Annotated in this window: 9 protein-coding genes; 6 read left to right on the top strand and 3 right to left on the bottom strand. The window is 70.7% G+C overall.

All coding sequences use genetic code 11. The annotated features are described in order from the left end of the window. Positions 1-435: 435 nt before the first annotated feature. Both IT306_14770 and IT306_14765 read right to left on the bottom strand, forming a co-directional pair. Positions 436-1,335, bottom strand: coding sequence for an ATP-binding protein (locus IT306_14770; GenBank protein MCC7369690.1), 900 nt, complete (start codon positions 1,333-1,335; stop codon positions 436-438). A gap of 134 nt (positions 1,336-1,469) precedes the next feature. Further along, complete coding sequence (locus IT306_14765; GenBank protein MCC7369689.1) at positions 1,470-2,036, bottom strand: methylated-DNA--[protein]-cysteine S-methyltransferase; 567 nt, start codon at positions 2,034-2,036, stop codon at positions 1,470-1,472. Positions 2,037-2,160: 124 nt separating this feature from the next. Between IT306_14765 and IT306_14760 the strand changes: the two genes are divergently transcribed. Beyond that, positions 2,161-3,618 carry an MFS transporter gene (locus IT306_14760; protein MCC7369688.1) on the top strand — a complete coding sequence of 486 codons (1,458 nt, stop codon included), beginning with the start codon at positions 2,161-2,163 and terminating at the stop codon, positions 3,616-3,618. 496 nt (positions 3,619-4,114) lie between these two features. After that, positions 4,115-5,455 carry a sodium:calcium antiporter gene (locus IT306_14755; GenBank protein ID MCC7369687.1) on the top strand — a complete coding sequence of 447 codons (1,341 nt, stop codon included), beginning with the start codon at positions 4,115-4,117 and terminating at the stop codon, positions 5,453-5,455. Between the two features lie 199 nt (positions 5,456-5,654). Here the strand turns inward: IT306_14755 and IT306_14750 are convergent, their stop codons facing one another. Continuing rightward, positions 5,655-5,969 carry a 50S ribosomal protein L28 gene (locus IT306_14750; protein ID MCC7369686.1) on the bottom strand — a complete coding sequence of 105 codons (315 nt, stop codon included), beginning with the start codon at positions 5,967-5,969 and terminating at the stop codon, positions 5,655-5,657. Positions 5,970-6,117: 148 nt separating this feature from the next. Here IT306_14750 and IT306_14745 point away from each other — a divergent pair, with 148 nt between their 5' ends. From IT306_14745 to IT306_14730, 4 genes are all read left to right on the top strand, one after another. Further along, positions 6,118-7,794, top strand: a complete 1,677-nt coding sequence (locus IT306_14745) for a DAK2 domain-containing protein (protein MCC7369685.1) — start codon at positions 6,118-6,120, stop codon at positions 7,792-7,794. Positions 7,795-7,801: 7 nt separating this feature from the next. Next, positions 7,802-8,641: a DegV family protein gene (locus IT306_14740; GenBank protein MCC7369684.1), complete on the top strand. Its 840-nt coding sequence runs from the start codon at positions 7,802-7,804 to the stop codon at positions 8,639-8,641. 20 nt (positions 8,642-8,661) lie between these two features. Then, positions 8,662-11,337 (top strand): ATP-dependent DNA helicase RecG, encoded by a 2,676-nt coding sequence (gene recG / locus IT306_14735; GenBank protein MCC7369683.1) that lies wholly within the window; start codon positions 8,662-8,664, stop codon positions 11,335-11,337. A 192-nt stretch (positions 11,338-11,529) separates the two neighbouring features. Beyond that, positions 11,530-12,522 (top strand): methyltransferase domain-containing protein, encoded by a 993-nt coding sequence (locus IT306_14730; protein ID MCC7369682.1) that lies wholly within the window; start codon positions 11,530-11,532, stop codon positions 12,520-12,522. Positions 12,523-13,077: the final 555 nt, after the last annotated feature.

The following is a 13,077-nucleotide window of genomic DNA, read 5'->3' as shown; positions in this document are numbered from 1 at the left end:
GCTTGAAAGCCCCGCCTACGATCCTGCAGTCGCTGCGCGACGCTCCAGTCGCACCAGTGCCGGCCGTTCCCGACGGCCGTCGCGCAGCGACGGCGTGACTGTAGGCGGGGGTTTCAACCCCCGACCGTCCGTTCCATGATGCTTCGGGGACACCAATGAACATGCAATCGCCCTGCGTCGTGCCGCCGCGTCGGGGCTTGAAAGCCCCGCCTACGATCCTGCAGTCGCTGCGCGACGCTCCAGTCGCACCAGTGCCGGCCGTTCCCGACGGCCGTCGCGCAGCGACGGCGTGCCTGTAGGCGGGGACTTCAGTCCCCGACCGCCCGTTCCATGATGCTTCGGGGACACCAATGAATATGCAATCGCCCTGCCGGGGAGTGCGCCCGGGGTGGCCGAACGGGCGGACGGGGCGGGCGGACGGGGCGCGATCGCCGCTCAGACGCGGAACCAGTCCTCGACCTCGCGTTCCACGTCGGCGGCCGGGCGGGCCGCCACCCGCGAGACCTCCCGTGCGACCTCGTCCGGAGTGGGCATCAGCTCGTGGACGGCGTCCAGCCCGGCGTACACCGACGCCTGGACGGGCAGCACGGCGGTGATGGGCAGGAGCACAGCCACACGGTGGCGCAGCAGGCGCAGGTAGACCGCGCCGTAGAGATCCGGATCGAACGGACGCGACGGCGCGGAGTCGGCCGGCCCGAGGCCCGCTGCCTCCGTCGAAGCGAGGCCCGCTGCCTCCGGCAGCCCGAGCGCCGTCCCGACGTTCGCCACGTCCTCCCAGAGCGATTGCACCAGCGTGGGGACGGCATTGGCGCGCTCGCGCTCGTGGGCTGGGTCTGCCATGTCGCGGACCCGCGCCGACTCGATCTGCTGGCGGACCTCGCGCGAGGGCACGGGGATCAGGAACAGGCTCGCGTCGCCGGCCAGCAGCCCCTCGACGCCGTCATCCCGTGGCTGCACCAGCTCGATCAGCCGATTCCCGATCAACGGCGCCTCGCCGATCAGCAGGTGATGTGGCTCGGGGTACGCGGCATCCCAGGAAGCCAGGGCGTCGCGCGCCCACAGGCCGGCCGCCTTCCGGATGACGGCATGGGTGACGCCGTCCGTCTCGGGATACCGCGCGAGCAGCTCCGCCGTCTCGAACGGGCTGCGTGCTACGTCCCACTGCAGCCGATGCACGACCCGCCCGGCCTCCTGCGCCAGGATCGCCTGCTGCTGGAGCAGGAGGCTCTTCCCGACGCCCGGCAACCCCGCGAAGAAGACGCACCGGCGCTCACGGACGACGCCGTCCAGCACCCGGAACAGCTCGGAGTCGGCGGGCAGGATGCTCGCGGTCATGGGGTCGCCTCCCCGCTGCAGCGGTCAGCGGGAGGGTAGCAACTCCACGCCAGCTCAGGCGAGCAACGTGACGATCGCAAGCCCCGGCGCTACGGTAACGGATGCCCGGTCGGTGAGGCGGAACACCGTCGCGGTCAGTCGAACAGCGGCAGCAACTGCGGAGTGGCTGCGCCTTCGAGCGCCAGCATCCGCAGCTTGGTCGCCACGCCGCCCCGCGCGGAGAAGCCGCCGGTCTTGCCGCCGGCCGCCACCACCCGGTGACACGGCACCAGGATGGCGAACGGATTCTGCCCCAACGCCTGCCCGACTTCGCGCGCCAGCCTCGGCTCGCCCAGGCGCGCGGCGATCTCGCCGTAGGTCAGCGTCTGGCCGGGCGGGATGCTGCGCGCCACACCGTAGACGCGCTGGTTGAACGCGGGCACGGCGGCCATGTCCAGCGAGACGGCGGCAAGGTCTGGCTGCTCGCCGCGCAGCAGGCTGACGACCCCATCCATCGCCTGCTGGACCTCCGGCGGTGGGGCAGCCTGACGCCAGGACGGGAACCGCCGCTGCAGCCGGGCCAGCGTCCGCTCGCGATCTGACTCCGGCAACTGGACCCCGGCGATGCCACCCGGCCCCCAGGCGATGCCGCACCAGCCGATGGCGGTCTCGAAGACGGTGAAGCCTGAACCTGGTGCTGCGCGCGTGTCGGTGCTGTTCATAGACGGTGAAACCCGCCCTGGCTCGCGGCGGTTGCAGGTCCAGGAGGGCCATGCTCGACAATTGACCCACCGGAAAGCCGACGGACCTTCCTGGTAGCAGCCTGGGTGCGCGGGGAGAGGCAGGATGGTTCGAGCGTCAGATCCCGGAAGAGACCAGCCACCCCACGCCGAGTCATCTCACGCCGGCTCTCTGCGCGCCGAGTCGCTGCTGCTGACGACGGTCGCCCTGGGGGCGGTCCTCGCGCCGCTCAACTCGACGATGATCGCCGTGGCCCTGCCGGCCATCACCACCGAGCTTGGCGCGGGCGCGGCAGCCACCAGCTGGCTGGTGACGGCGTACCTGATCTCGATGGCCTCGTTGCAGCCAGTCGCGGGGCGGCTCGGGGATCGGCTGGGCCGCCGCCGACTGATCCTCGGCGGGCTGGCGGGGTTCACCATCGCGTCGCTCGGGGCGATGCTGGCCGCGAACCTGCCGCTGCTGATCGTCTGCCGGGTGGCGCAGGCGGTCTCGGGGGCCGTGGTGCTGCCGAACGGCGACGCCCTGCTCCGCGAGGTCGTGCCGGACGAGCGGCGCGCCAGCCGCTTCGGGATGATCGGGTCGGCCATCGGGCTGGCGGCGGCGCTCGGGCCGGTGGTCGGGGGGTTGGTCGTGACGACGGTCGGCTGGCGCGCGATGTTCGGGGTGAACCTGCTGCTGGTGCTGCCGGCGCTGGCGCTCGGTTGGGCCTGCATCCCGCGCGGCGAGCGCAGGGACGCACCGGCCGTCCTGACCCCGCCGACGCCGCGTCGCCCGTTCGACTGGCCGGGCGCCGTGCTGCTCTCGACGGTGCTGGTGGGGCTGGCGTTGCTGCTGAGCCGAGGCGGCGGCCAGGATGCGGCGCTGCTGCTGCTGGAAACGGCCGCCCTGATCCTCCTGTTCGGCGTCTTCCTCTGGCGCGAGCTGCGCCACCCGGAGCCGGTCCTCCAGCCGCGCTTCTTCCTGCGGCCGGCCTTCGCGGCGGCTACGGGGGCGGTCGGTCTGAGCAATCTGGCGATGTACACCGTCCTCCTGGCCTTGCCGATCCTCTGGGCGCGCGACGGGCGCGCAGCCGCCGAGATTGGCTCGCTGCTTGGCGTGATGGCCGCCGCGATGGTGGTCGCCTCGCCGGTCGGCGGCCGGCTGGCGGACCGGCTCGGGCGGCGCTGGCCGGCGGCGCTCGGGTTGACGATCCTGACGCTCGGGACGGTGGTCATCGGGCTGGCAGCGGCCAACGGGTTCGGGGCGCTCTGGCCGGTGATGCTCGGGCTGGGAGTGCTCGGCGGTGGGCTGGGGCTGGCGACGCCAGGGATGCAGGCGTCAGCGCTGGAGTCGGTCGAGCGGCAGAACGCAGGCGCGGCGGCCGGCGCGTACTCGACGAGCCGCTACCTGGGGAGCATCGTCGGGTCGGCGCTGCTGGCGGGCCTCGCGAGTCTGGCGACAGGCGGTCCTGCTGGAGCGGCCCCGGCCGGCCTGGGCCTCACCCCGATCTTCGCCGTGGTGGCGGCGGCAGCCCTACTCTCGGCGCTGCTGGCCCTGCGCCTGCCCGGCCGCCGGACTCGATGACCCGAACATCCAGATCCTGAGCTCCTGACAGAGCGATTGCACGTTGGGCGGGTCGTGCAGCGTTGTCGGGGCTTGAAAGCCCCGCCTACGATCCTGCAGTCGCTTCGCGACGCTCCAGGCTCACCAGCCCCTGCCGTTCCCGGCGTCCGTCGCGCAGCGACGGAATGACTGTAGACGGGGGTTTCAACCCCCGACTGCGCGTTTCACGGCGTTGCGGGAACATCAACGAACATGCAATCGCCCTGGAGCTCCTGACGAGATAGTTGCCTGCGGGGCCGCCTCCTGGTACGCTTGCCTGGTGGAAAGGGAGTAGCGCCTCAACGTCGAGGCGCCACGGATCGTCAGCACGGGAACGCCTGCCGCTCACTTCGGCGCGCCGACCCCGGTCCGTGGCCGGTACTTCACCAGTCCGTTCGCGAGACTTTCCGCGGCTTCATTCGCCGCGGGTTTTTATTGTCTGCGCGCCCGCGGACTCACTGGTGAAGGGACTCGTTCTATGGCTCACGCTGCCGAGCTGTCCAGCTCGGAACGCCCGGTCGGGCGCGACTATGTCTTCATGGCGGCGGCCGTTGCCGTGACGCTGCCCTGGATCGTTCTCCGGTTCCAGAACTACCACGGCAATCCGGCCATCATCGCGGCGCTGGCGGGCCTCGCGATTGTCGGCGCGGCGTTCATGCTCTCGTGGGCCGCCGAGGCGTTCGAGAAGGATGTCTCGCAGGCGTTGGCCCTGGCCCTGCTGGCGCTGATCGCCGTGCTGCCCGAGTACGCCGTGGACATGGTCTTCGCCTGGAAAGCAGCGGAGGACCCCTCGCAGGCCCAGTTCGCCGTCGCCAACATGACGGGAGCCAACCGGCTGCTGATCGGCATCGGCTGGAGCGCCATCGTCCTGGTGGCGTGGCTGCGCTTCCGCGCACAGAGAGTCAGCCTGGAGCGCGGGCAGGCCATCGAGATCGCGATCCTGCTGACGGCCACCCTCTACTCGTTCACGATCCCGCTGCGGAGCAGCCTGCCGTTGCCAGCCTGGCTGCACGGCATCTCGCTGCTCGATACCGCCGTATTCGTGGTGCTGTTCGGGCTGTACACCTGGGCAGCCGCCAAAGCCGAGTCGCACGAGCCGGAGCTGGTAGGGCCGGCCCGCATCGTCGGCAGCCTCTCCACGCGGGGCCGGCGCACCGGGACGCTGGCGCTGTTCCTGTTCGCGGCGTTCGTGATCTTCGTCTCGGCCGAGCCGTTCGCGGAAGGGCTGGTCGAGACCGGCGCGGCCTTCAACATCGACCAGTTCCTGCTGGTGCAGTGGCTCGCGCCGCTGGCGTCGGAGTCGCCCGAGTTCCTGATCGCGATCCTGTTCGCCTGGAAGGGGAACGCCGCCGCCGGCATGCGGGCGATGGTCTCCTCGAAGGTGAACCAGTGGACGCTGCTGATCGGCACGCTGGCGCTGGTCTACGGCATCGCCAAGGGACGGCCAGACGCGCTGCCGCTGGACTCGCACCAGGCGGTCGAGCTGTTCCTGACCAGCGCGCAGTCGCTGTTCGCGGTGGTGCTGATCCTGGCGCTGGTGCTCGACTGGAAGGGCGCGATCGCCCTGTTCGTGCTGTTCTTCCTGCAACTGGTGGCCCCGTGGGACGGCGCGCACCTCTGGTTCGCGTTTGCCTACATCGGGCTGGCCCTGGCGATCGTGCTGGCGGACGGGCGGCGTCGGGCCGCGCTGATCGGCCTGCCGCTCGAGACGCGGCTGGCGCTGCGCGGGAGCCCCGCGGCCGCCGACCTCGCCGACGAGGGGACGCCCTCGCCCAGCCCGGCCCACCCCGGGCGGCACCGGCACAGCCTGCCGTCGTGAGACGACCTCGCCGCTCGGGTTACCTCACCCCCAATCCCCTCCCCGCGCCGGAGAGGACGTCGACAAAGCCGATAGTCGCGCTGCGCAGCGGATTGGGGGTGAGGCAAACCCATGGGGGTGCGGTCGCTCACACAGCAAAAGGCCGCTCCCCGATGGGAGCGGCCGGTGCGGCGTATTCTTCTGGCCCGCGACGTGCGGCTCAGGCGGTGGCGGTGTGCTTCCGGTTCGTGCGGATGCAGCGGGTGCAGGCCTGCACCCGCGTCGGCTCACCCTTGATCAGCAGAATGGCCTTCTGCACGTTCGGCCGCCACATGCGGTTCGTCTTGCGGTTCGAGTGACTGACGTTGTGGCCGAAGCTCACCGTCTTGTCACAAATCTCACATCGGCCCTTCACGGTCACGTCCCTTGCACGTCGTTGAACATCGCGATTTGGGCGCCAGCGGCAGCGCTTCCAGGAGGCGCAGCGCCGTCGCCCACCATGGTGAGCGGTGCTGCGAGACCGCTGCTGGCTCATGCTGGCGGGCTGCCGACCGTAGACGGCGCGCCAACCGAAGGCGATATAATGCGGTGCGAAGTGTAGCATGGCGTTTTCGGACGCCGCCACAACACTGGAGACGGGAGGCGGGCGCAGCTTCGCGCGCTCATCTTCCCCGAGAGGGACTGTGGCCTCCGTTTCTCCGTCCTTTGAGCCTGGCGCCGATCGCACCGCAGCGACCCTCCCCGCGCTCTACGAGGTGAACGGGGATCATCTGCGGGCTGGTTTTGCTGCTGCCGCTTCCTGGCTCGAGCTGAAGGCAGCCAGCGTCAACGCCTTGAACGTTTTCCCGGTGCCCGATGGGGACACCGGCACCAACATGTCGATGACGATGCGCGCCGCCGTCGAGGCGGCCGCCGTCGAGCTGGCCCCCGAGGCGCACGCCGTCGCGCGGGCGGCGGCGCGCGGCGCGCTGATGGGCGCACGTGGCAACTCGGGCGTGATCCTCTCGCAGCTCGTGCGCGGGTTCGCCGAGGCCATCGACGGCTGCAACACGCTGACCGTCCAGAACCTCGCGGCCGGGCTCGCCGGGGCGGCCGAGGCAGGCTACCGCGCCGTCGGCAAGCCGGTCGAGGGCACCATCCTGACCGTCGCACGGCGGGTCGGCGAGGAGGCCCAGGCGGCGGCCCGCGCCAAGGTGGACGTGCTCGACTTTTGGGAGCGCGTCCTCCACGTCGCGGAGGTCGCCGTCCGCGAGACGACCAGCCAGCTTCCGGCCCTCCAGGCGGCCGGCGTCGTGGATGCGGGTGGCCAGGGCTACAAGCTGATCGTCGAGGCGCTCTGGCGCACGACGCGCGGCGAATCCCTGGAAGACGACGACGTGACGACGGCGGCAGCGCCCGTCGCCAGCCAGGCGCTCGTCGCGGCGCAGCACGTGGCCGAGGGCGGCCTGGGCTTCTGCACCGAGTTCCTGATCGCCGACCCCTCCGAGTCCGAAGCGGCGATCCGCGCCTTCATGGAGTCGATGGGCGATTCGGTCCTGGTGGTCGGAGACGGCACCGTCTCCCGCATCCACATCCACACCCAGACGCCCGGCCAGGCGCTGGACTGGGCCATCGACCGCGGGACCGTCTCCAGCGTCAAGATCGAGAACATGCAGCTCCAGCACGACGCCGGCAAGCTGCTGGCGGCGGGCCAGAGCGGCCTGAGCAACATCGGGGTCATCGCCGTCAGCCCCGGCCCCGGCTTCAAGGCGCTGTTCACCAGCATGGGCGCAGCGGCCATCGTCGAGGGCGGCCAGTCCATGAATCCGTCCGTGCAGGACATCCTGACGGCGATCAGCTCCGTGGGCTACCAGGATCTGGTCATCCTGCCGAACAACGGCAACATTCTGCTCGCCGCGCAGCAGGCGGCCCAGCAGACGCCGCGCACCGTGAAGATCGTGCCGACGCGCTCGCTGCCGCACGGCATCGCTGCGTTGCTGGCGTTCAACTACGGCGAGGATCTGGACACGAACGTTCAGTTGATGGAAGCCTCGGCGGCGCACGTCACGGCCATCGAGGTCACCACTGCCGAGCGCAGCGCCGAGATCGACGGCGTGGCCGTGCAGCAGGGGCAGGCCATCGCGCTGCTGGACGACAAACTCGTGGCGGCCGGCGGCTCGCTCACCGAGGCGACGCTCGGCGCGCTGGGCCAGGCCGACGCCAGCGACCGCGACATCGTCACCGTCTACTACGGCGCTGACGCCACCATGGACGACGCTGTGGCGCTCACGGACGCCATCGCCGGCGCGTATCCCCATCTCGAGACGGAGATCGCCGAGGGCGGTCAGCCGCACTACCCGTACATCCTGTCGGTGGAGTAGCCAGCGCGTGCCACGCATCGGGGTTGTCACCGACAGCACCGCCGATTTCCCTGGCGATGCCAGGGAGCGGCTGGGCATCGAGATGGTCCCGCTCTCCGTGATCTGGGACCGCGACACGTTCCGCGACAAGGTCGATCTGAGTATCGACGACTTCTATCGGCTCATGAAGCAGCGCTCGACGCTGCCGACGACCTCCGCGCCCGCCCCTGGCCTCTACGAAGAGGTCTACGAGCGCCTGCTCGGCGAGTGCGATCACGTGATCTCGGTCCACCTGGCCGACCGCCTCAGCGCCACCTGCCAGTCGGCCCGCAACGCCGCCGCGCGCATCGGGAAGGGCCGCGTGAGCGTCGTGGACAGCGGCCAGACGACCGTCTGCCTGGGCTGGCTGGCGATGCACGCCGCCGAGCTGGGGCAGCAGGACATCGAGCCGGCCGCCATCGTCAAAGAGCTGGAGTCCTGGGTGCCGCGCTTGCGTTTGCACGTGGTGCTGGACACGCTGACGAATCTGCAACGCGGCGGCCGGATCGGGCGGGCGCAGGCGCTGATGGGCTCGCTGCTGAACTTCAAGCCGCTGATCCTGGTCCGCGAGGGCGAGGTGCACCCGGTCGAGCGCCCGCGCAGCCGGGCGGCCGGGATGCGGCGGCTGGTGGACGTGGTCGCAAGCCAGGGGCGCATCCAGAAGATCGCGGTGGCGCAGGGCGACGCCCCCGAAGTCCTTGACGAGCTGGCGCGGATGGTTGGCGAGCGGGTGCCGGGCATCCCGGTCGAGCGCGCCGAGATCGGCATCGTGCTCGGGACGCACGCCGGGCCGGGCGTCTTCGGCGTGGCGACGCTGCTGGCCGAGTAGGTCGGGGCGTCCCCGATCCGATGGCAGCCCCCGGCGCGCGGCGTCCACCGCCTGAGCTGGAGACGATCCGCAAGATCCTGGAGCTGGAGCGGAGCAAGGGCTTCGCAGATCAGGCCGTCTCGGGGGGCCTCGCCACGTTCGCCGAACGCTGGCAGGGGCGCATCGCGCAGGGCGGACGGCCCGAGCTGGCCGGGCTGAGGGGGCTGGCCGGCGCGGTCGCCAGCGCGCTGGCCGGCTATGGCACGCTGCCGCCGGCCGAGCGCGCGGTGCGGGTGGAGACGGCGCTCGGGCTGTTGAACGGGGAGCAGACCACACGCCCGACAGCCAGTGCACGGCACCCCCAGCCAACGAGGGACGCCCCCCGCTCTCGGCCGGCAGGGGATGCCCCCCACCCCCCGCCCCCCGCCCCCGCACGCGGGAGAGGGGGAGCCATCACACACGTACCGGATGATGCTCCTGACCTGGGCGTGCGCGACGACGCCGGAAGGTCCCCCCCTCTCCGCGTCGGAGAGGGGGGCCGGGTGGGTGACGTTATCCCCGAGGGCCGGGCGGGTGAGGGCCACTCCCACCCGCCACCCCCGCGCACCAGGAGCGCACAGCCGGCCGTCGCGGCCACGGCTGACACGCCGCTCGCGGAGGTCAAGGGCGTCAAGGAGAAAGAGGCCAAACTGTTCGCGAAGCTCGGGCTGCACGCGTTTGGCGACCTGCTGCGCCACTACCCGACGCGCTACCAGCCGTACCCGCCGGCCACCCTCGCGGCCGATCTGCTGATGCAGCCCATCGCCAGTTTCGTGGGCGTTGTGCAGCAGGTGGACATCGCGCCAAGCCCGCGCGGCGGCCTTCACAAGATCGTGGCGACCATCGGAGATCAGACCGGCCGGGTCAGCGCAACGTGGTTCCGGCACGGACGGTTCAGCCCGGTCCAGGCCGGGCAACGGGTGGCGATCAGCGGCAAGCTGACCCAGTTCGGCCGCGCCCTGAACTTCGAGAACCCGGACTGGGAACGGGTCGGTCAGGATGGCGGGGAACCGGTCCACACCCGGCGGATGGTCCCCACCTATCCGCTGACGGCCGGCTTGCAGGACCGAACCGTTCGCGAGCGCATCAAGTGGGCCGTGGACGCCCTGGCAGACACGGCGCCCGATCCGCTGCCCGGCTGGCTCCGCGAAACGTACGACCTCTGGCCGCTCGGGGCGGCGCTGCGGCAGGTCCATTTCCCAGATGACCCCGAGCGGCTGCGGATCGCGCGCCGCCGGCTGGCGTTCGACGAGCTGTTCGCCATTCAACTGGTCGTCGTGCAGCGGAAGGTCGAGTGGCAGGGCGTCGCAGCCCCCTCGCTGAACGTGCCACAGCCCGCCCTCGACGCCCTCCTCGGCGCGCAGCCGTTCCGCCTGACCGGCGGCCAACGCAGCTCGCTCCAGGAGATCCTGGTGGACACCGCCCGCCCCCAGCCGATGACCCGGCTGCTCCAGGGAGAGGTCGGCTCGGGGAAGACCGCCGTTGCCGCCGCCGCCCTCTTCGTGGCGGTCCAGAACGGCGCCCAGGGCAGCCTGATGGCCCCGACCGAGATCCTCTCGGAGCAGCACTACCGCTCGATCTCGACGTTCTACGAGCGGGCCGCCGAGGCCTTGGAGCGAGCCGGGGCGCGAATGCCGCGCGTCGGGCTGCTGACCGGCTCGACACGCACCGCCGAGCGCCGCCGCATCTACCAGGCCATCGCGGACGGCGAGATCGACATCCTGGTCGGCACGCAGGCCGTGATCCAGGAGAACGTCGAGCTGGCAAACCTCGCGCTGGCCGTCGTGGACGAGCAGCACCGCTTCGGGGTGCGCCAGCGGATCGCCCTGCGCGAGAAGGGCGGCCACCCGCACCTGCTGGTGATGACGGCGACGCCGATCCCCCGCACGCTGGCGCTGAGCATCTACGGCGATCTCGACCTCTCGACGATCGGGGAGCTGCCGCCCGGCCGCCAGAAGATCGACACCCACCTGCTCGACCCAGACGAGCGCCCACTGGCCTACGAGAAGATCCGCCGCGAGGTCGCGAAGGGCGGGCAGGCGTTCGTGATCTGCCCGCTGGTCGAGGACTCGCCAAACCTGGAGGCGCGCGCCGCCACCGCCGAGTACGAGCGGCTCCAGGCCGGCGAGCTGGCGGGCCTGCGGCTCGGGCTGCTCCACGGGCGGATGCGGCCGGCCGACAAGGACCGCGTTATGCGCGAGTTCCGCGACCACGAGTTTGACGTGCTGGTCTCGACGGCCGTCGTCGAGGTGGGCGTGGACATCCCCAACGCCAGCGTCATGCTGATCGAGGGGGCGGAGCGGTTCGGGCTGGCGCAGCTGCACCAGTTCCGAGGGCGTGTCGGGCGTGGACAGCGGCAATCGGTCTGCCTGCTGCTGACCGAGGAAGCGTCAGAGGCGACGCTGAACCGGCTCCAGGTGCTGGTGGACTCGGACAGCGGCCTCGCGCTGGCCGAGCACGACCTGAAGCTGCGCGGTCCTGGCGACTACTTCGGAGTGCGCCAGAGCGGCTTCCCCGAGTTGCAGGTCGCCACGCTGGACGACGTCGGGCTGGTGGAGCGCGCCCGCAAGGCCGCCGAGAAGGTGCTGGAGCACGATCCGACGCTGGAGCTGCCGCGGCACGCGGGACTGGCGGCGCTGGTGGTGCAGTTCCGGCGGCGGGCCGGCGAGCCGAACTGACCGTTTGGCGCGTCGGACTACAGCATAATCACGCAATTTCACGACATCTTCACCTTTCGGCCGCCGAGAATGGTATCTACGCAGCGAGCACACCCGTATGATGAAAGAGATACCCGAGGGAGGCTGCCTCCGGCCGCCGCGCGCGTCGCCATCGCCGCGCCCGATCCCTCGCATCCGAGGAGCGCTCAACACGTGACCACCGCTGCGTTTGCCGACGCCCATCTCAAGCAGGGCACGCATATCGACCCGCTGGCCCCTGGCTACCGGCCGCCCACGCCGTCAGAGATGGCCCAGGCCTGGAAGGCGTCCCTGCCGAGCCGCGAGTTCACGGTGTACCGCGAGGCGCTCCTGCTGCCGGGCATCGACGACCACCGCACCGCCATCCTGGACGACCTCAGCACCTACTATCAACTGAGCCCCGACGAGTGCGTCGCGCGGTGCATCAACTGGGAGGCCTGGAGCGTCGAGGAGTGGTTCAGCGGTGACCGCTCCACCCTCGAAGGCATGCGCGCCTTCTACAACTCGACGCAGTCCTGGAGCTTCGATCTGAGCTGGTACGCCTACCTCCAGGCTGTCGGCGCGATCTACCCGACCTCGGTGATCGCGGCGCGGGCGCTCCGGCCGCCGGCAGAGGCGCCGCGCTGCCTGGACTTCGGCTCAGGGATCGGCGACCTGGCCCAGCTTCTGAGCGCACTCGGCTACACCGTCGATCTGGCGGATGTCTCGCGCCCGCTCCTCGAGTTTGCGCGCTGGCGGCTGGAGCGGCGCGGCCAGCGGGCCGGCTACCTCGACCTGAACGACGTCTCCCTGCCAGCAGACACCTACGACGCCGTCATGGCCAAAGACGTCCTGGTGCACGTCCCCCACTTTGCGGAGACGGTTCGCGAGCTGCACCGTGCGCTGCGCCCGAACGGGCTGATGATTGCCAGCTTCGACACGCGCCCGCCCTCGCCCGAGAACTCCTGGCACCTGTACTCGGATGACACCGTCTTGCGGCGAACGGTGCAGGATATCGGCTTCGAGCAGGTTGGCTCGATGGACGGGCACCTGTTCGTCTACCAGCGGGTGGACGCAGACAGCCCAGCCCACCTGCTGCGGCGCGGCCGAAACGCCCTGATGCTGGGACCGCAGCGGCGCATAGTGCGGCAGCTGAAGCCGCTGGCGAAGCGGCTCTTGCGCGCCTGAGGCTCCTGGCAGACCGAGACGTTTGACCAGCCTGAGGCGCGGGGGCGCGGGCTCGTCCGGGGCCTGCGCCCAGAGCTTCAGGAATCCCGCGACAAGGCCCCTGCGCCAGGGCGATTGCACATTGGACGGGTCGTGCGGGGTAACACCCCACGGAACCGTGGTCATGCGGCAGCCTTCAGAGGTGGGCGTTTTGGCGGACGGCCCCGACGTATTGGCGGCAGCCAGCGCGCCACCGTCCGCTCATCGAGTCCGAACGCCGCCACAATCGCCTGCATCGGGCAGCCATGACTCAGCAGCGTGAGTACCCGGGCCATCACCTCAGCCGACTTGTGCAGCCGATAGAACGGCGTGTCGGCCGTCTCAGCGAAAGGTCCGCCGGCACCCTCGACACTGGTACCGCTGTTCGGCCCGACTGTGGATCACGATGTTCCCCCCGCCGACGACACCGCGCTCTGTACAGTCCGGGTTGTGGCCGAATTGCCGCTGCGGGTCCATGCGTGCCCCCAGGTGACGGGATGTAGCGGTTGCATCACCGGGAATGCTTGATGGGCCCGT

Source organism: Chloroflexota bacterium, from assembly GCA_020850535.1.
Lineage (GTDB): Bacteria > Chloroflexota > UBA6077 > UBA6077 > JACCZL01 > JADZEM01.
The sequence above is the reverse complement of the archived record's forward strand: the minus strand, read 5'-3'. Positions and strand labels throughout refer to the sequence as shown.